The 18386-nt window shown below is 72.7% G+C and carries 16 protein-coding genes and 1 riboswitch; of the genes, 11 read left to right on the top strand and 5 right to left on the bottom strand.

Features of this window, described 5'->3' with window-relative positions; all coding sequences use genetic code 11:
* Positions 1-27: 27 nt before the first annotated feature.
* Both LP52_RS25915 and LP52_RS21845 read right to left on the bottom strand, forming a co-directional pair.
* Entirely contained in the window at positions 28-843 is an 816-nt protein-coding gene (locus tag LP52_RS25915; protein WP_052810133.1) for an ABC transporter permease subunit, read from the bottom strand.
* 278 nt (positions 844-1121) lie between these two features.
* Entirely contained in the window at positions 1122-2087 is a 966-nt protein-coding gene (locus LP52_RS21845; RefSeq protein ID WP_052810134.1) for an ABC transporter ATP-binding protein, read from the bottom strand.
* A gap of 167 nt (positions 2088-2254) precedes the next feature.
* Between LP52_RS21845 and LP52_RS21855 the strand changes: the two genes are divergently transcribed.
* From LP52_RS21855 to LP52_RS21875, 5 genes are all read left to right on the top strand, one after another.
* On the top strand, positions 2255-3517 hold the full coding sequence (locus tag LP52_RS21855; protein ID WP_157036437.1) for a sensor histidine kinase: 1263 nt from the start codon (positions 2255-2257) through the stop codon (positions 3515-3517).
* Positions 3514-4170: a response regulator transcription factor gene (locus LP52_RS21860; protein ID WP_040276245.1), complete on the top strand. Its 657-nt coding sequence runs from the start codon at positions 3514-3516 to the stop codon at positions 4168-4170. Before LP52_RS21855 ends, LP52_RS21860 begins: the two co-directional genes overlap by 4 nt.
* A gap of 189 nt (positions 4171-4359) precedes the next feature.
* Entirely contained in the window at positions 4360-5022 is a 663-nt protein-coding gene (locus tag LP52_RS28795; RefSeq protein ID WP_052810136.1) for a TetR/AcrR family transcriptional regulator, read from the top strand.
* Positions 5015-5947 carry an ABC transporter ATP-binding protein gene (locus tag LP52_RS21870; RefSeq protein WP_040276246.1) on the top strand — a complete coding sequence of 311 codons (933 nt, stop codon included), beginning with the start codon at positions 5015-5017 and terminating at the stop codon, positions 5945-5947. Before LP52_RS28795 ends, LP52_RS21870 begins: the two co-directional genes overlap by 8 nt.
* Positions 5944-7599 (top strand): ABC transporter permease, encoded by a 1656-nt coding sequence (locus LP52_RS21875; RefSeq protein WP_052810137.1) that lies wholly within the window; start codon positions 5944-5946, stop codon positions 7597-7599. Before LP52_RS21870 ends, LP52_RS21875 begins: the two co-directional genes overlap by 4 nt.
* Before the next feature lie 122 nt (positions 7600-7721).
* Here the strand turns inward: LP52_RS21875 and LP52_RS21880 are convergent, their stop codons facing one another.
* On the bottom strand, positions 7722-8207 hold the full coding sequence (locus LP52_RS21880) for a nitroreductase family deazaflavin-dependent oxidoreductase (protein ID WP_052810138.1): 486 nt from the start codon (positions 8205-8207) through the stop codon (positions 7722-7724).
* Between the two features lie 268 nt (positions 8208-8475).
* Here LP52_RS21880 and paaI point away from each other — a divergent pair, with 268 nt between their 5' ends.
* The 3 genes from paaI to LP52_RS21895 are packed head-to-tail and all read left to right on the top strand — an operon-like array spanning position 8476 to position 10759.
* Positions 8476-8880, top strand: coding sequence for a hydroxyphenylacetyl-CoA thioesterase PaaI (paaI, locus tag LP52_RS21885; RefSeq protein ID WP_040276247.1), 405 nt, complete (start codon positions 8476-8478; stop codon positions 8878-8880).
* Complete coding sequence (paaK, locus tag LP52_RS21890) at positions 8877-10223, top strand: phenylacetate--CoA ligase PaaK (protein ID WP_040276248.1); 1347 nt, start codon at positions 8877-8879, stop codon at positions 10221-10223. Before paaI ends, paaK begins: the two co-directional genes overlap by 4 nt.
* A gap of 56 nt (positions 10224-10279) precedes the next feature.
* Positions 10280-10759, top strand: coding sequence for a small multi-drug export protein (locus tag LP52_RS21895; protein WP_040276249.1), 480 nt, complete (start codon positions 10280-10282; stop codon positions 10757-10759).
* A gap of 98 nt (positions 10760-10857) precedes the next feature.
* Here the strand turns inward: LP52_RS21895 and LP52_RS21900 are convergent, their stop codons facing one another.
* Positions 10858-11415, bottom strand: coding sequence for a hypothetical protein (locus tag LP52_RS21900; RefSeq protein ID WP_040276250.1), 558 nt, complete (start codon positions 11413-11415; stop codon positions 10858-10860).
* Positions 11416-11569: 154 nt separating this feature from the next.
* Positions 11570-11655: riboswitch (cobalamin riboswitch) on the top strand.
* A 66-nt stretch (positions 11656-11721) separates the two neighbouring features.
* On the opposite strand from LP52_RS21900, the gene cobN reads away from it, so the two are divergent.
* From cobN to LP52_RS21915, 3 genes are all read left to right on the top strand, one after another.
* The gene (gene cobN, locus LP52_RS21905) at positions 11722-15513 is read left to right on the top strand and encodes a cobaltochelatase subunit CobN (RefSeq protein ID WP_040276251.1); all 3792 of its coding nucleotides are present in this window, start codon (positions 11722-11724) and stop codon (positions 15511-15513) included.
* Between the two features lie 165 nt (positions 15514-15678).
* Positions 15679-16119, top strand: coding sequence for an NfeD family protein (locus LP52_RS21910; protein WP_040276252.1), 441 nt, complete (start codon positions 15679-15681; stop codon positions 16117-16119).
* Between the two features lie 58 nt (positions 16120-16177).
* Positions 16178-17323 (top strand): SPFH domain-containing protein, encoded by a 1146-nt coding sequence (locus LP52_RS21915; protein WP_040276253.1) that lies wholly within the window; start codon positions 16178-16180, stop codon positions 17321-17323.
* A gap of 62 nt (positions 17324-17385) precedes the next feature.
* Here the strand turns inward: LP52_RS21915 and LP52_RS21920 are convergent, their stop codons facing one another.
* On the bottom strand, positions 17386-18351 hold the full coding sequence (locus tag LP52_RS21920; protein ID WP_040276254.1) for a quinone oxidoreductase family protein: 966 nt from the start codon (positions 18349-18351) through the stop codon (positions 17386-17388).
* Between the last annotated feature and the right edge of the window lie 35 nt (positions 18352-18386).

Raw genomic sequence — 18386 nt, forward strand, 5'->3', positions numbered from 1 at the left:
CCGGCCGGTCCGCCTCGGGGCGGCTCTTCACGCGTCTCGGCGGTGGAACACCGCCATAGCCACGCCGATGAACAGGATCAACCAGAGGGCGATGACCACCGCGGCCGGCACGGTTGGCAGGTAGCCCGGAGTGTGGGGCACGGCTATGCCGGCGACGCTCTCGGCCGCGGCGCCGGTCATGTAGCGGGGGATGTTCTCACCCCACCATCCGCCCAGGAAGGGGGCGACTGCGATCGGCAGCAGACCCAGACCCGCCACCGCGAAGAAGGCGCCCGGGGCGCTGCGCAGCACGACCGCCGTGGAGGCGGTCATCAGCGACTGCACGGCCATCGACACCGGGATGTAGACGAGCACGGCGCGCAACAGGCCCGGATCCGCCAGCCGCAGGCCGTCGTATCCGGCGCCTTGGAGCACGGCCTGGGTGAGGTGGAATCCCACCAGGGAGACGACCAGGCCCGTCAGCACCGCCAGCGTGCCGACGATGAGGAGCTTCGCCGCCAGTACGCGCCATCGCCGCGGGGTGGCGGTCAGCGTCCACACGATCGAGCCCTGCCGGTACTCGCCGGCCACGACGTTGGCTGCGAGGGCGGAGAACGTCCACACCCCGAACGTGGCGCCGAAGAAGATGACGCTGTACTCGCCCTGGGCCTGCTCCCGGGCGAGTGCGGCCGTGTCGCCGAAGAGGCCCATGAGAGTGGTGACTCCGACGGTCAGCGCGAGCGTCACGGCGATGAGGACCCGATTCGACGGCCAGGCGAGGAGCTTCGCCCATTCCGAGCGCAGCGTCGCGGTGAACCCGGGTGCGTGTGGTGCGGCGGACGAGGCGGTGCGAGTGGCGATCACGATCGTTCTCCTTGCGGGTTTGGGGAGACCGGCGCGGCACCCCGGGGCGGGGAGTACTGAATGCGCGCCCCGGGACCCGGGCGCTGCGGCGGGCCGTGCCGGTGCGGCCGTCGGGCTGCGCTGGCACGCGACGCGCGGCGGTCTTCGGCGCGGCGCGGGGAGGGGGTGCGGTGGCCGCCTCTCGCGCGGCGGCCGCCGCAGGTCAACCGCCGTCCGCCAGGCGGTTCGCCGACCGCCTGGCCTCGTGCGGTCGACTCGCCTGGTGCGGCCGCGCACCCTCATCGGTCCGTGTCCGTGGCCATGTCCTTGTCCCCGTTCGTTCCTGTGTCCGGCGTGCCCGAGCTCGCGCCGAAGGTGTGCCGGGCGGAGTCTCGCGTGAGCTCCATGAAGACGTCCTCCAAGGAAGGGCGCTCCGGGACGAGTTCGTGCAGGACGACCCCGTACCGGGCTGCCAGGTCGCCGACCCGCGTCGCGTCGAGGCCGCGGACGGTCAGGGCGCCGTCGGGCCTGCGGTTCACCTCGGCTCCCTCCGTCGCCAGGACCGAGGCGAGGAGGGCGGCGTTCGGGCTGGCGACCTGCACCGCGCCCCCGGCCCGCCGAGTGAGTTCCTCGACCGCCGTCTCGGCGATGAGCTGGCCGGCGCCGATGACCACGACGCGGTCGGCGGTGTCGGCCATCTCGCTCATCAGGTGGCTGGAGATCAGCACGGTGCGGCCCTCGGCCGCCAGCGTGCGCAGCAGCGTGCGAATCCACCGCACGCCTTCGGGGTCGAGCCCGTTCACCGGCTCGTCCAGGACGAGCGTTCCCGGATCACCCAGCAGCGCCGATGCGATGCCGAGCCGCTGGCGCATACCCAGCGAGAACCGTCCGACACGGGTGCGCGCCCTGTCGGTGAGCCCTACGAGGTCGAGCGCCTCCTCGGTCCTGCTCCGCGGCAGCCCGCCCGCCCGCGCCAGGAAGCGCAGGTGCGCGATCGCCGTCATGCCCGAGTGGAGCGAGTCGGTGCCCAGCAGCGCTCCGACCTCCCGCAGCGGTGCGGCGAGGTCGCGGTAGGACACACCGCCGATGCGGGCGGTGCCCGCGGTCGGGCGGTCCAGGCCGAGCACCAGCCGCATCGTGGTCGTCTTGCCGCTGCCGTTGGGTCCCAGGAATCCGGTGACCTGCCCGTCGGGCACGGCGAAGGACAGCCGGTCGACCGCCCTGGTGCCGCCGTAGTCCTTGGACAGTTCGCTGACTTCGATCACGGGAGTCGCCTGCCTGGTCGGGCCCGGCGGTCCCGGGCCGTCTGAGTCCAGGCAACCGTGCGGACCCGCACACGTGCGAGCGCATGACGTGGTCACATGCGACAACTAAAGTTGCTTCATTGCCGCGTTGCGGGGCCGACGGGACGCTGGCGCCGTAGCGTTGTGGCATGGCGGAAGCCGCAGAGGTGCAGGAGGCGGGGGCCGAACCCGGCCGCGCGACGAAGACGCAGGTGGTGGGCGTCGCATGCTTGGTGGCGCTGGCGCTCGGGACCGGTGCGTTCTGCCTCGCGATCATGGCCGGGGCTGGCGTGGGGGAGGTCGCCGCCGGTGTCGCAGCGATGGTACTGGCCTCGGCGCTGCCGGTCATCGCCGGCGGGCGCCGTCCGGTGGCGGGTGTCGTCGCGGTCGCCGCAGTCGGCGGCGGCCTGGCCGCCGCCGACACGGTGTGGCGGGACCTGACGGCGGCCGGCGGTGTCCTGTGGGTCCCGCTCGCGCTCGCCGTCGCTTCGGGGACCCTGGCCCTCCGGGCGCACCGGCCGGCCCAGGCCGCCGCCGGGGGCGCGGTGCTTACCGCCTACGTCGTCACCGTCGCCGCCGCGGTCCCGTTCGACGGTTCCCTGGCGCTGGGCATGCTCGACACGGCCTCTCCGGTCTTCGGCGGCGTGGCCGCGGGCCTTGCGCGGCGCTTGGCGCTGGCGCGCCGGGAGCGGCTGCGCCACGTGCAGCGGGAGCGTGCGCTCCTCGCCGAACGCACCCGCGTCGAGGAGCGCCGCCGCCTCGCCGCGGAGATGCATGACACGGTCTCGCACCGGATCAGCCTGATGGTGCTTCAAGCGGGCGCACTCAGCGCGGGAACGTCCGACCCGCAGGTCCGTGCGGCCGCCGATGAGATCCGCACCGCGGGCAGCAAGGCCATCGACGAGGTCCGCAGCATCGTCGGGGTGCTGCACGAGGACCGGGCGGCCGAGCCCACCGAGCACCCGGCCGCCGTCGATACGGATACCTCGACCGCCGCCGAAACGGCCAGCGACCCCGCGGCCCTGGTCGCCGAGGCGCGGGGTGTCGGGCAACCGGTGGAGTTCACGGTGACTGGAGGCGCGGACGCCTCCGCCACCCCCGCGCACACCGCCCGCGCGGTCTACCGCGTGGTGCAGGAAGCCCTGACCAACGCACGCAAGCACGCGCCGGGCGCCGAGGTCGTCGTCGCGCTGCGCTACCGGGAGGACGCGATCGCCGTCGACATCACCAACGCGGCGCCCGCGGCCGCACCCGACCCCGCGTTGTCCGGGGGATCGGGTGCCGGCCTCGAAGGCCTGCGACACCGCGTCGAGTTGCTCGGCGGCACGCTGAACGCGGGCCCGGCCCCGGGCGGCGGTTTCCGTGTGGGTGCCCTGCTGCCCGCAGGCGCGGAAAGGGCGCAAGCGCCGTGATCAGGGTCCTGGTGGTCGACGACGAGCCGATGGTCTGCGCCCACCTGCACACGATCCTCGGCGCCGCGGACGACATCGCGGTGGTCGGTGGGGCCCGCGACGGCGCCGAGGCGGTGGAGGCCGTACTGCGGCACCGGCCCCGCGTGGTGCTCATGGACCTGCGCATGCCGGGCGTGGACGGGATCGCGGCGATCGAGCGCATCGCCGCGCTGAACGAGCCCCCGTTCACCGTGGCCCTGACCACCTTCGACGACGACGCCCACGTCGTCCGGGCGCTGTCGGCGGGGGCGATCGGCTTCCTGGCCAAGTCCACCCCGGCCGAGGACCTCGTCAACCTCGTCCGGGTCGCGGCCGACGGCCACACCGTCATGTCCCCTGACGCCGCCCGCCGCCTGGTCGGCGCCTCCGCCCCCGCCCGGACCGCCGACGCGCGGCGCCGCGTCGCCGACCTCAGCGACCGCGAGCGCGACATCCTGGGCTGCCTCGGCGAGGGCATGTCCAACGCGGCCATAGCTCGCCGCCTGTTCCTGTCCGAGGCCACGGTCAAGAGCTACGTCTCGCGCATGCTCACCAGGCTCGGCTGCGAGAACCGCACGCAGGCGGGCCTGCTCGCCCACACCGCGGGTTTGGGCGGGCACGGGGAGCCGGCGTGAGCGGCGGGGTGCGGGCGTGCGGTTGCGGGGTGCGGCAAGGCGGTGAGGACGGTACGCGCCTGAACACCGGCCACAGGGCGGGAGCCCGGCGGTGCGGCGCGTAGGGGACCGCGCGCAGGCGGCGGCTCGCACATGCCCGTGGCAGCCGCTGGTTTACGGCTGATTGTTCGATCAGTTAGGATACTGATCATGCGATCAGCCTCAGGGTCCGCGGAGGACCTCACTGCCCGGGCGCGGATCCGCGATGCCGCCATCGCCCTCTTCGCCGAGCACGGAATGCAGGGCACGAGCATGAAGCGCGTCGCCGCCGAGGCCGGGGTTTCGCAGGCCCTGGTGTCCCACCACTTCGGTTCCAAGGACGGTCTGCGCTCGGCCTGCGACGAGCACGTGGCCGCGGTTATCGAACAAAGCAAGCGGGACGCCCTCAGCCGGGGATCCAAGATCGACCTCCTGGGGGCGCTGCGCGATCAGTCCGACACCTTCCCGCTGATGCGCTACCTGGCCAGGATGCTCATCGAAGGCTCACCGCACGCCGACGCCCTGGTCGACGGCATCATCGGCGCCACCGCGGCGTCGATGGAGGAGGGCCAGCGCGCCGGCCTCTTCAAGCCCCTCGACAGGACCCACGACGTCAACACCGTGCTCGTGCTCTGGTCGCTGGGCTTGCTGGTGCTGAACGAGCAGGCCGAACGCCTCCTGGGGATGACCTTCGAGGGCCCCGCCGAAGACAAGGTCCGCTACGTGCGGGCCGCCATGGAGGCCCTGCAGGGCCTCTTCACCGACGACGCCTACGAGCGGATGCAGCACGCGTTCGCTCCGAGTGAGGACGAGGAAGAAGGCAGTGATGAGTGAACGGTCCGCCGTGATCGACATCCGCGGGCTACGCAAGTCGTTCGGGGCCGTCACGGCTCTGGACGGGCTGGACCTCAGCGTGGCCGAGGGGGAGGTGCACGGCTTCCTGGGTCCCAACGGCGCGGGCAAGACCACGACGCTGCGGGTGCTGCTGGGGCTGCTGCGCGCCGACTCCGGCCACGTGCGGATGCTGGGCGGCGATCCGTGGTCGGACGCGGTGGCCCTGCACCGCAAGCTGGCCTTCGTCCCCGGTGACGTGGAGCTGTGGCCCAACCTCAGCGGCGGCGAGGCGATCGACCTGTTCGCCCGCTTGCGCGGTCGCTTCGACCGCAAGCGCCGCGACGAGCTCTGCGAGCGCTTCGACCTGGACCCCACGAAGAAGGGCCGCACCTATTCGAAGGGCAACCGGCAGAAGGTCGCGCTGATCTCCGCGCTGGCCTCCGACGTCGAGCTGCTGCTGCTCGACGAGCCCACTGCGGGGCTGGACCCGCTGATGGAGGCGGTGTTCCAGGAGTGCATCCGCGAGGCGAAGGCCGCGGGCCGCACGGTCCTGCTCTCCAGCCACATCCTCGGTCAGGTGGAGGCCCTGGCCGACCGGATCTCCATCATCCGCCAGGGCGCGATCGTCGAGACGGGAACGCTGGCCGAGCTGCGCCACCTCACCCGAACCACCGTCATGGCCGAGACCGCGCAATCGCCCGAGCCCCTGGCCGGCCTGGCGGGAGTGCACGGTTTGGAGCACCGGGACGGCCAGGTCCGGTTCGAGGTCGACGGCGAGCACGTCGACGAGGCCGTCCGGGCTCTGGCTCCGCTCGGCGTGCGCTCGCTGACCGCCCACCCGCCGACGCTCGAGCAGCTGCTGCTGCGCCACTACGGCGACGAGCTGCGCGGCGGCGGCGCGAAAGCAGCGGAGGTGGCGAGGTGACCGCCACCGCGTCCGCGTCGCACAAGGCGCCCCCGGACGACCTCGGAAGCGGCGGCCACGGCTTCGTCGGCACCTGGACGCTGACCCGCTTCCTGCTGCGCCGCGACCGCGTGCGGCTCCCGGCCTGGGCCGTGGGATTCGCCGTGTTCATGGGCTACCTGGCCGCTGCTCTGCCCGCCGTCTACGGCGACGAGGCCCAGTTGCAGGCCGTCTCGCAGCTGTTCCGGGACCCCGTCGGCAGGCTCATGGTGGGGCCCGGCTACGGCCTTGAGGAACCCTCCCTGGAGCGGTTCGTCGCCAACGGCTACGGGCTCTACTTCCTGATCCTCGTCGCGCTCATGAACATCCTGCTGGTGAGCAGGCACACCCGGGTCGAGGAGCAGCACAACCGGGCCGAGTTGGTGCGCGCCAATGTGGTCGGCCGGTATGCGTCCCTGACGGCGGCGCTGGCCGTCGCCGTGATCACCGACGTCGCGGTCGCCGGTGCGGTCTTCGCGATGATGACGGGCGTCGGCGGGTACGGAGCCGCGGGCTCCGTGCTGTTCTCCGCCGCCGTCGCCGCGACCGGGCTCGCCTTCGCCGGGGTCGCCGCGGTCACCGTGCAGTTGTCCGAATACTCCCGTGCGGCCTCGGGCATGGCGGGCGCGGTGCTGGGAGCCTCCTACGTCGTGCGCTCCGGCGGCGACATGGCCGAGCAGGAAGGGTCGCTCCTCTCGTGGTTCTCGCCGCTGGCCTGGGGGCAGCAGACCGCGCCGTTCGTACTCGACCGCTGGTGGCCGCTGCTGCTGCCGCTCGCGACGGCGGCGGTCGGCATCGCGGTGGGCTACGCCCTGTTGATGCGCCGCGACCTCGGCGCGGGCCTGCTCGCCGTACGGGCTGGCCGACCGCGCGCCTCGCCGTGGCTGGGCACCCCGTGGGGTCTGGCCCTGCGCTTGCAGCGCAGCTCCATCCTCTGGTGGGCCGCCGGGCTGGGCATCGCCGCGCTCGCCTTCGGCGCCTACGCCGATACGCTGCTGCAGGCCGCCGGCGACCTGCCCGCGATGTTCGTCGATCTGTTCGGCGGCGCCGAACAGATGCTGGCCGGCTACCTCGCTTACATGGCCCGGTTCATGGCCTTCCTCGCCGGCGCCTACGCGATCCTGTCCGTGCAGGGCCTGCGTGCCGAGGAGACCAAGGGACGCGGTGAGCCGGTGCTGGCGACCCCGGTCAGCCGCTGGGAGTGGCTGGGCAGCAGCCTCGCCGTCACCGCCGCCGGAGTGGTCGTGCTGATGGCGGTCGCCGGCGCGGCCACCGGCCTGGGCGCCGCCCTGGTCACCGGCGACTCGCAGCACTTCGGCGATCTGCTGCTGGCCTACCTGAACCAGGTGCCGCCGGTCCTGGTGGTGCTGGGCGCCGCTGCGCTGCTCTTCGGAGCGCTGCCGCGCGCCGTTTCGGCGGCCTGGGTCGTCGTCGGCTACGGGCTGGTGGTCGGCACCTTCGGGGCGCTGATGGACCTTCCCGACACGGCCTTCGACGCCTCGCCGTTCCACCACCCGGCGCAGATGCCGGCCCAGGAGTTCGCGGCCGGGCCCGTGGTCGTCCTGCTGGCGATCGCCGCGGTCCTCGCTGCGCTGGGACTGATCGCCTTCCGCAGGCGCAGCGTCAACGTCTGACCCGATGTGGTCGCCGCAGCGCCGCCGCCCCGACGTACAGCGGGGCGGCGGCGCTGCGTGGTCGTCGAGCGCCACCGGGTTCGCGGTGCCGCAGCCTGGTCGCACCGGTGCCCGGTGCCCGGTCACCGGTCGGGACGCAGGGCGATGACGGGGATGCCGCCGTCGGGGTCGGCTCCGAGCCGCTCGTACAAGCGGTCGGTGCCGTCGGGCTCGTGGCCGAGGGCGCGCACCAGGCCGGCGGCGGTGCGCGGGCGGCGACGGGCGTAGTCGGCGAGGGCACGGCCGGACTCCTGCGGCGGCAGCGGAACCGCGGTGCCGCGGTAGCGCCGCCGGCCGACTTCCACCAGTACGCGGGGATCGGCGCGGATGTTGCGGTACCACTGCGACCGGTCGCCGTAGCCGGAGGCGATCAGCACGCCGCCGCTTTGCTCATCCCGGCCGATCACTTCCAGCACCACCCGGCGGGGGCGGCCGGTGACGCGGCCGCGGTGGGTGAGCAGCAGGAAGCGTCCTCCCAGCAGTCGACCGAGGCCGAGCCGGTAGATCCCGATCGGCGCCCGGTAAAGGGCGCGGCGGAGGGGAGTGCGCGGCGGGTCGGCGAACGTCACGGCGCTTCGGCCTTCCGAAGAGGCGCAAGGGCTCCGCTCGATCCCACCACGTCCCGGCGCGGGCAGGGAACCACCGCCGCGCTCCTCTCCGAGAGGCGGGACCGGGGCCCTGTCGCGGCGGCGGGCGCTGCACCGCTGTGCTCTTGACAGGGATTCGTGCGCCGGCTTTCAATTGATCGCGATTATTTACCGTCCATTCGGTCAGTAAGTAAGGCGGTGGAGGCTTGTGCCACGCCCGTCCACGGAGGTCGCGGACGCGACCCGCGCCATGCTCGACGCCGATGCCGCCTCGGCCTCCCTCGGCATCGACGTCACCTCGGCGCGCGACGGTTGCGCGGCGGCCCGTATGCGCGTGACCGAGGGGATGGTCAACGGGCACGGGATCGCGCACGGCGGCTTCCTCTTCCTGCTCGCCGACACGGCGTTCGCCGCCGCGTGCAACAGCCACGGGCCCGTCACCGTCGCTGCAGGGGCCGAGATCTCGTTCGTCGCCAGCGCCCGCCTCGGCGACGAACTGGCCGCCGCCGCACAGGAGCGCACCCGCTACGGCCGCAACGGCATCTACGACGTCACGGTCCGCCGCCGAAGCCCGCAAGGCGAGGAAGTCGTCGCCGAGTTCCGCGGTCGCAGCCGCACCGTCGGCAGGTCGAGCACCGAGGAGTCTCCAGCATGACCACCACCTACGGCGGAGTCCCGAGTGCCCGGGGGGCGGGTACCGCGCCGGCGGCCGACGACCTGTCGCCGGCCGAGCGCCTCAGCGTCGACGAGTTGCGCGCGCGGCAACTGGAGCGCCTGCAGTGGACACTGCGCCACGCCTACGAGAACGTGCCGCTCTACCGCCGCAAGTTCGACGACGCCGGTGTGCACCCCGACGACTGCCGACGGCTGGAGGACCTCGCGGAGTTCCCCTTCACCACCAAGCAGGACCTCCGCGACGGCTACCCCTTCGGCATGTTCGCCGTTCCGCGGCGCGACGTGCGCCGCATCCACGCCTCCAGCGGCACGACGGGCAAACCGACCGTCGTCGGCTACACCGAAGCGGACCTGGACGTGTGGGCCGAGACGATGGCCAGGTCCATCCACGCCGCCGGCGGCCGCCCCGGCCACACGGTGCACATCTCCTACGGCTACGGCCTGTTCACCGGCGGCCTCGGCGCCCACTACGGCGCCGAGAAGCTCGGCTGCACCGTCGTACCTGCCTCCGGGGGTATGACGGCCCGGCAGGTGCAGATCATCCACGACTTCCGCCCCGAGATCATCATGGTGACGCCGTCGTACATGCTCACGCTGCTCGACGAGTTCGAGCGCCAGGGCATCGACCCGCGCACCACCTCGCTGACGACGGGGATCTTCGGCGCCGAGCCGTGGACCGAGCAGATGCGCCGCGAGATCGAAGGGCGCATGGACATCCACGCGGTCGACGTCTACGGCCTCTCCGAGGTGATGGGCCCCGGTGTCTCCCAGGAGTGCGTCGAGACCAAAGACGGACTGCACATCTGGGAGGACCACTTCTACCCCGAGGTCGTCGACCCGATCGAGGGGCACGTGCTCCCCGACGGCCGGACCGGCGAGCTGCTGTTCACCTCCCTGACCAAGCAGGCGCTGCCGATCATCCGCTACCGCACCCGCGACCTCACCGCGTTGCGCCCCGGCACCGCGCGTCCGGCCTTCCGGCGCATGGACAAGGTCACCGGGCGCAGCGACGACATGATCATCCTGCGCGGCGTCAACGTGTTCCCCACCCAGATCGAGGAGATCGTGCTCGGCACCGAGGGCCTCGCCCCGCACTTCCAGCTGCGGCTGAGTCGCAAGAACCGGATGGACCACATGACGGTCCTGGTCGAGGCGCTCGGCGACACCGCGGCCGATCGCCGCGCCGCGGCCGCGGCCGATATCGCCCTGCGCGTCAAGGACGGGGTCGGTGTGAGTGTCGACGTGGAGGTCGTCGACTCCGAATCCCTCGAACGCTCGGTCGGCAAGATCCGCCGGGTGATCGACGAGCGGCCGAAGGACTGAGGCGGTGGCGTGATCCGCCGTCGAAGCCCGGCCGCGCGTACGGCAGAGTGGAGCCCATGAGCGCGGGGCAGATACTGGTGGCCGTCGGTGTGTTCCTGGGCGGAGCGACGCCCTGGCTGGAAGCTGTCGTGGTGATCCCCGCGGGCATCGTCGCCGGGTTGAACCCCGTGGTGGCGCTGCTGGCCGGGGCGGTCGGCAACCTCGTCACGGTGGGCGTCGCGGCGTGGTCGGGAGAGCGCATCCGCCGATGGTGGATCGCTCGCCGCCGCAGGCGCCGGGGCGAGAGTCCCGACACTGCGCCGGTGTCCACGGGGCGCCGCGCCCGTGCCGAGCGCATCGCGCGGCGGTGGGGGATGCCCGCGCTGGCCCTGCTCGGCCCGCTGGGGCTGGGCACGCAGCTCTCGGCCCTGGTGGCGGTGGGGATCGGTGCCAGCTCCCGCGCCGCCTTCGCCTGGGTCGGTGCCGCGACGGTGCTGTGGAGCGTCGTCGCCGCCGTCGCCGCGGAGACCGGCATGAACATCGCCGGTATCGGCTGACCGGGCGCGGTCGCCCTCGACCGCCGAGCGCGCGCCCCGCACGACGACGGGGAAGGGGATCGCCGCGCCTACCGCTTGCCGCTCCTCGCCGCGGAGCGTCAGGTCGCCGCGAGGGAGCGGGCGTAGTTGACCGACTGCGTGACCTGGACGACCGTCTGCGGGCCGTGAGCGGGGATCAGCGTGGAGTGGTAGACGCCGCTTCCCTGGACGGTGACCTGCACGTTCCCCGTGGTCTTCTCCTCCTTCATGAGCAGGAAGAGCAGGCCCAGCAGGCCGATGCCGCAGAACCAGATGCCCACCACCACCGACGCCACCGCGAGGATGATGCCCGTCTGCGAGACGCCCTGGGTGGTGTGTGTCACGTCCGTGACCGTCCAGGTGCTGCCCTTGATCGGCATGCGGCCCGCCGGTGTGATCACGGAGGTCTGGGTGATGGCGATGTCGCCGATGGTGGTGAGTACGGCGTCGTTCTGGGGCTGTTCGGAGGGGCCCTGCCACCCTCCCGTCTGGAAACCGGGATCGAAGGGGCCGCCGAAGTCGGCTGAGGGGTCGCCCGGGTAGCCGCCGCCGGGCATGCCCGGTTGTGCGTAGGGATCGTTCTGGAATGGCCGGTTGTAGGGGTCGTCCGGATCCGAGGGAGGCGGGGGGTAGCTCATGGTCGTCGATTCTCCCAAAGCCGGGGAGCGGCCGGAACCGTATGGCCGGACCGTGTCACCGCCGCAGCCCCGGTGGTGCCCGGCTCGCCGTGCTCGGACGGCGCCGCCCGGGGCCCGCCCGCGGCCGTCTGCCAAGATGGGCGCCGACGGCACGAAGGAACGCGGTGCGAGTCCGCGGCTGTCCCGCAACTGTCAGGGCCCGCGCGCCGCCCGCCGGAGCGCCGCCCGAGCCAGGAACTTCGTCCGTCGTGCCCATTTCCGGACACGGGGCGAGGACCCCGGCTAGCCAGAGAAGGACGACCACGCGTGGCTACCATCCTGCTGCTGTCCACGGCCGACACCGAGCTGCTGGCGGCGAGGGCCGCCGACTCCGGCTACCGCACCGCCAACCCCGCCCGCACCGATCCCGGAGACCTCGGCGAGCTGCTCCAGGGCGTCGACATCGCCGTCGTGCGGCTGCTGGGCGGCAGCGAGGCCTGGCCCGGCGGGCTGGAGCGGCTGCGGGCCCACGGCGTCCCGCTGGTCGCACTGGGCGGCGAGGCCGCCCCCGACGCCGAGATGATCGCGCACTCCACGGTGCCCTCCGGCGTCGCCACCGACGCCCACGCCTACCTTCGCGAAGGCGGCATCGCCAACCTGCGTGAACTCGCGCGGTTCCTCTCCGACACCGTGCTGCTGACCGGCGAGGGCTTCGAGCCGCCCCAGGCCATGCCCGAATACGGCGTCCACGAGATCGGTCCGAGCACCGACGGGCGGGCCGCGCCGCAGCCCTCGGCCGAGGCCCCCACCGTGGCCGTGGTCTTCTACCGCGCCCACGAGCTGTCGGGAAACACCGACTTCGTCGACACGCTGTGCCACGCGATCGCCGACGCCGGCGGCGCACCCCTTCCGGTCTTCTCCGGCTCGCTGCGCGGCCTCTCCCGCGACAGCCACCCCGGCCTGTTCGAGATCCTGGACCGCGCCGACGCCGTCATCACCACCGTGCTCGCCGCGGGCGGCGCCGTGGCCGCCGACGCCAGCGGCGGCGGCGACGAGGACGCCTGGGACGCCGGCGCGCTGGCCGCCCTGGACGTGCCCATCCTGCAGGGCCTGGTGCTGACCTCCACCCGCGAGCGCTGGCAGGCCTCCGACGCCGCGCTGACCCCGATGGACGCCGGTATGCAGGTGGCCATCCCCGAGTTCGACGGCCGGTTGATCACCGTGCCGTTCTCGTTCAAGGAGGTCGCCGACGACAGCGGCATCCCCGTCTACGCGGCCGACCCCGAGCGCGCCGCCCGCATCGCCGGGATCGCGGTGAGCCACGCCCGCCTGCACGCGGTGCCGCCCGCCCGGCGCCGCCTGGGCGTGGTCCTGTCTTCCTACCCGACCAAGCACTCCCGCGTCGGCAACGCCGTGGGCCTGGACACGCCCGCCTCGGCCGTGCGCCTGTTCCGCGAGCTCGCCGGACGCGGCTACGACCTGGGCGACGACGACGCGCTGTGGCGTGTGCCCGGCCCCGAGGAGGACCGCCGCGAGGACGACGGCGACCCCCTCATCCACGCCCTGATCCGCGCCGGAGGCCACGACGTCGAATGGCTCAGCGAGGACCAGTTGGCCGCGGCCACCAACCGGGTCCCGCTGGACGACTACCTGCGCTGGTTCGAGGCGCTGCCGGCTCAGCTGCGCGCGTCGGTCACCGAGCACTGGGGACAGCCGCCCGGCGACCTCTACGTCGACGACTCCCGCGGCCGTCCCGAGATCGTCCTGGCCTCGCTGAGGTTCGGCAACGTGGTGCTGATGATCCAGCCGCCCCGCGGCTTCGGCGAGAACCCCGTGGCCATCTACCACGACCCCGACCTGCCGCCGTCCCACCACTACCTGGCCGCCTACCGCTGGCTGGAGGCCTCCGCCGATCCCGGCGGCGAAACGGCCCCCGGCTTCGGCGCCCACGCCGTGGTCCACCTGGGCAAGCACGGCACCCTGGAGTGGCTGCCCGGCAAGGGCCTGGGACTGGCGGCCGAGGACGCCCCCGATGCGGTCCTGGGCGACCTCCCGCTCGTCTACCCCTTCATCGTCAACGACCCCGGCGAGGGCACCCAGGCCAAGCGGCGCGCCCACGCCACGGTCGTCGACCACCTGGTCCCGCCGATGGCCCGCGCCGACACCTACGGCGACATCGCCAAGCTCGAGCAGCTGCTCGACGAATACGCCCTGGTCAACGACCTCGACCCGGACAAGGCGCCGGCGCTGCGCCAGCAGATCTGGACGCTGATCAAGGCCGCCGAGCTCCACCACGACCTGCATCGGGACGAGATGCCCGGTGACGACGAGTTCGACGACTTCGTCATGCACGTCGACGGCTACCTGTGCGAGATCAAGGACGTGCAGATCCGCGACGGCCTGCACATCCTGGGCGACGCCCCCGAGGGAGAGCCCCGGATCAACCTGGTCATGGCGGTGCTCCGCGCCTCACAGGTCTGGGCGGGGCAGGCCGGAGCGCTGCCGGGCCTGCGCGCCGTGCTGGCCGGGGCGTTCGGCCTCGACGAGAAGGAGCTGCTGGCCGAGCCGGGCGCGCGCGTGGACGTTCCCGCGAAACTGGCCGAGCTGGTCGAGGGCCCCGCGCGCACGGCCTCCGACGCCCTCGACCTCGTCGACACGCTGGCCCGCCGCCTGGTCGAGGCGATGGAGGAGCGCGGCTGGGCGCCCGCGGAGGCCGAGCCCACCGTCGTCCGCGAGCTCGGCGGCGCCGTGCCCGAGGGGGAGCCCGTCCGGCAGGCGGTGCGCGTGCTGGACTTCGCCGCCGAGGAGGTCGTGCCGCGCCTGGCCGCCACCCGCGACGAGATCGGAGCGGTCCTGCACGCCCTGGACGGCGGCCACGTTCCCGCCGGCCCCTCCGGCTCGCCCACCCGCGGCCTGGTCAACGTGCTGCCCACCGGCCGCAACTTCTACTCGGTCGACCCTAAGGCCGTGCCGTCGCGCAACTCCTGGGACGTGGGTCAGTCCCTGGCCGACTCGCTGGTGCGCCGCCACCTCGACGACACCGGCGACTACCCCCGCTCGGTCGGGCTGACCGTGTGGGGCACCGCCGCCATGCGCACTCAGGGCGACGACATCGCCGAGGTGCTGGCACTGCTGGGCGTGCGCCCCACCTGGGACGACGCCTCGCGGCGTGTCACCGGGTTCGAGATCGTCCCGCTGGAGGAGCTGGGCCGCCCGCGAATCGACGTCACCATGCGCATCTCCGGGTTCTTCCGCGACGCCTTCCCGCACGTCATCGGCATGGTCGACGACGCGATCAAGGCGGTCACCGAACTCGACGAACCTGCGGAGAGCAATTTCCCGCGCGCCCACGCGCTGGCCGACCACGCCGACCACGGCGACTGGCGGCGCGCCACCACCCGCATCTTCGGATCGCGCCCTGGCGCCTACGGCGCCGGTCTGCTGCCGCTGATCGACGCCCGCAACTGGCGCGACGACGCCGACCTCGCCGAGGTCTACGCGGTCTGGGGCGGCTACGCCTACGGCCGCGGACTCGACGGCCGCGAGGCGCGCACGGACATGGAGGCCTCCTTCCGGCGGATCGCGGTGGCCGCCAAGAACCAGGACACCCGCGAGCACGACATCGTCGACTCCGACGACTACTTCCAGTACCACGGCGGCATGGTCGCCATGGTCCGCCGGCTGACCGGCAGCAACCCCGCTGCCTACGTCGGCGACTCCGCGGTGCCCGACCAGGTCAAGACCCGCACTCTGGGCGAGGAGACCCGCCGCGTCTTCCGGGCCCGTGTGGTCAACCCCCGCTGGATCGCCGCGATGCGCCGGCACGGCTACAAGGGCGCCTTCGAGCTCGCCGCCACCGTCGACTACCTGTTCGGCTACGACGCCACAGCCGGGGTCGTCGACGACTGGATGTACGCCAAGCTCGCCGAGAGCTACGTGTTCGACCCCGAGAACCGCGAGTTCCTGGAGCAGTCCAACCCGTGGGCGCTGCGCGGCATGACCGAGCGGCTGCTGGAGGCCGCCGACCGCGAGCTGTGGGAGAACCCCGACCCCGAGACGCTCGATCGGCTGCGTGAGACCTACCTCGCCTTGGAGGGAGACCTCGAGGACGAGGACTGATCCGCGTCCTGTCGCGCCCGCCGGCACGCGCCGGGTGCGGGCGGCGCGGCAGGGCGCGCCCCGCACGACCCTTCCGTGTCTGGAATGTGCCGTGCGCCGATGTGGTTGCTCACTTCTAGGGGGTAGTTTTAGACCAAGCCGCGTCCGGACGGGAGGTCGGTAACGATGCCGATATGGGCCCTCTGGCTGATCGCGGCCGCCGCCTTGGGCGTCGCCGAGGTCTTCACGCTCACCCTGGCACTGGGTCTGCTCGCCGCGGCGGCGCTGATCGCCGGCGTAGCCGGCGCCGTGGGCATGGGCTTTGTGGCGCAGGTTCTCATCTTCACCGTCGCTTCGCTCGCCGGGCTGGTGGTGGTGCGCCCGATCGCCAAGAGGCACCTGCGCCAGCCGCCGCCGCTGCGGTCGGGAACCGACGGCCTCGTGGGTCAGTCGGCCGTGGTCGTCGACGAGGTCACCGGCGAGCAGGGCCGCGTCAAGCTCCACGGCGAGGAGTGGTCGGCCCGCTGCATCGACGAGGACACCGTGATCCCGCCGGGAACACGGGTCGACGTCATGGAGATCGACGGCGCCACGGCCGTCGTCTATCCCAGGGAGGCGCTGCCGTGAGCGGGCCGCGCAGCAGCACGCCTTCCTCCGTCATCCGCTCGGCCTCCGGGAGGTAGCCATGGGGATCGACATCCTCTTCATCGTCATCGCTGTCCTGGTCGTACTCGCTGTCGTTTCCACCGTGCGGATCGTGCCGCAGGCCCGCGCCTACAACATCGAGCGGTTCGGCCGCTTCCAGCGCACCCTCAAGCCGGGACTGAACTTCATCATCCCGGTCGTCGACCGCGTCAACACCAAGTACGACCTGCGTGAGCAGGTCTTCTCTTCCAAGCCGCAACCGGTGATCACCGAGGACAACCTCGTCGTCAACATCGACACCGTGCTCTACTACCAGATCACCGAGCCGCGGGCCGCGGCTTACGAGGTCGCCAACTACCTTGCGGCGATCGACCAGCTCACCGTGACCACGCTGCGCAACGTCATCGGCGGCATGGACCTGGAGCGCACGCTGACCTCCCGCGAGGAGATCAACTCCATGCTTCGGGGTGTTCTCGACGAAGCGACGGGCAAATGGGGGATCCGGGTGAACCGGGTCGAGATAAAGGCCATCGACCCGCCGCCCTCCATCAAGGAGGCGATGGAGAAGCAGATGCGCGCCGAGCGCGACAAGCGCGCCGTCGTGCTGCACGCCGAAGGCGAGCGCCAGCAGCGCATCCTCACCGCCGAGGGCGCGCGCCAGCAGGCCATCCTCGAGGCCCAGGGCGACCAGCAGGCGCGCATCCTGCGGGCCGACGGCGAGGCCCAGGCGATCGAGCGCGTCTTCCAGGCGGTGCACGCCAACAACGCCGACCCCAAGCTGCTCGCCTACAAGTACCTGGAGATGCTGCCGAGCCTGGCCAACGGCGAGGGCAACACCTTCTGGGTCATCCCCGGCGAACTCAGCCAGGCGGTGCAGAACGTCAGCAAGGCGTTCGCCGACACCGGCGCCGCCGCGCCCACCGGGTCCACCGGCTCCGGCCAGGAGGGCCCCGAGGAGTCCGGCGAGCAGGCGGGAGAACAGGCGGGAGAGGAGTCCCCGGCTCAGCTGACCTCCGGTCGGCCTCACGAATCGGCGACCGAGGCCGCCGACCACGCCGCCGAGATCGCCGCGGAGGCGGTGGCCAGCGCCCGCCAGGAGGCCGAGGCCGCGGCGGGCGCCGCGGCCGGCACCGGTCAGCAGGTGCCCGGGCAGCGCGGGCGCGAGGACGAGAGCCAGGGCCGGTAATCACACGGGCCGGCGGGGCGGCCGCCCCGCCGGCCCCGCATCGCATCCGGGGGCGACGCGCCTCAGGTCAGCAGCAGCTTGCCGGTGGTGCGCCGGGCCGCCAGGTCCTCGTGGGCGCGTGCCGCCTCGGCCAGCCCGTAGCGACCGCCGATGCGCACCTTCAGCCGCCCGGTTTCCACCAGCCCGAACACGTCCGCGGAGCGCTCCAGCAGCTCCGAGCGCGAGGACACGTAGTGCGCCAGGGACGGCCGGGTGAGAAACACCGACCCGGCGCTGTTCAACCGCTGCGGGTCCACGGGCGGCACAGCGCCGCTGGCCTGCCCGAACAGCGCGAGCACGCCGCGCACGCGCAGCGATTCCAGGCTCGTCTCGAAGGTGTCGGCGCCCACGCCGTCGTAGACGACAGCCACACCCGTGCCGCCGGTCACCTCGCGCACAGCCGAGGCCACATCGGTGCTGGTGTAGTCGATGATGTGGTCGGCTCCCGCCTCGCGGGCCAGCGTCTGCTTCTTTTCGGTGGAGGCGGTGCCGATGACCGTGGCGCCGCGCGCTTTGGCCATTTGGACCAGCAGCAGCCCGGTGCCGCCCGCGGCGGCGTGCACCAGCACGGTCTCGCCCGGCTGGACCGCGTGGGTGGAGTGGGTCAGATAGTGAGCGGTCATGCCCTGCAGCAGCACGGCGGCGGCCTGCTCGGCGGTGACGCCGTCGGGCACGGGCACCACCCGCTGAGCCGGCACCACCGCCTGGTCGGCGTAGCCGCCGGGCGCCATGGCCCAGGCCACCCGTGTGCCGACGGCGAACTCGGTGACGCCGGACCCGACCGCGGCGACGCTGCCGGCGGCTTCCACACCGGGAGTGAAGGGGGTGGATACCGCGTAGGCGCCGCTGCGCTGGTAGATGTCGATGAAGTTGATGCCGCGGGCTTCGACGTCGATCAGCACCTCGCCGGGCCCCGGCTCCGGAGCCTCGGTGTGGGTGAAGCGCATGACCTCGGGGCCGCCCTGCTCTTCGATGACGATGGCGCGCATGCTGACCTCTCTCCGTACTGCGTCAAGGGGGTGCG

This window comes from Streptomonospora alba, assembly GCF_000826685.1.
GTDB classification, from domain to species: Bacteria; Actinomycetota; Actinomycetes; order Streptosporangiales; family Streptosporangiaceae; genus Streptomonospora; species Streptomonospora alba.

Coding starts and splice junctions, on each gene's coding strand:
- LP52_RS21855 (WP_157036437.1), top strand. CDS start 2,255: ATGGCGGAAGCCGCAGAGGTGCAGGAGGCGGGGGCCGAACCCGGCCGC.
- LP52_RS28795 (WP_052810136.1), top strand. CDS start 4,360: ATGCGATCAGCCTCAGGGTCCGCGGAGGACCTCACTGCCCGGGCGCGG.
- LP52_RS21870 (WP_040276246.1), top strand. CDS start 5,015: ATGAGTGAACGGTCCGCCGTGATCGACATCCGCGGGCTACGCAAGTCG.
- paaI (WP_040276247.1), top strand. CDS start 8,476: ATGCTCGACGCCGATGCCGCCTCGGCCTCCCTCGGCATCGACGTCACC.
- paaK (WP_040276248.1), top strand. CDS start 8,877: ATGACCACCACCTACGGCGGAGTCCCGAGTGCCCGGGGGGCGGGTACC.
- LP52_RS21895 (WP_040276249.1), top strand. CDS start 10,280: ATGAGCGCGGGGCAGATACTGGTGGCCGTCGGTGTGTTCCTGGGCGGA.
- LP52_RS21900 (WP_040276250.1), bottom strand. CDS start 11,415: ATGAGCTACCCCCCGCCTCCCTCGGATCCGGACGACCCCTACAACCGG.
- LP52_RS21910 (WP_040276252.1), top strand. CDS start 15,679: ATGCCGATATGGGCCCTCTGGCTGATCGCGGCCGCCGCCTTGGGCGTC.
- LP52_RS21915 (WP_040276253.1), top strand. CDS start 16,178: ATGGGGATCGACATCCTCTTCATCGTCATCGCTGTCCTGGTCGTACTC.
- LP52_RS21920 (WP_040276254.1), bottom strand. CDS start 18,351: ATGCGCGCCATCGTCATCGAAGAGCAGGGCGGCCCCGAGGTCATGCGC.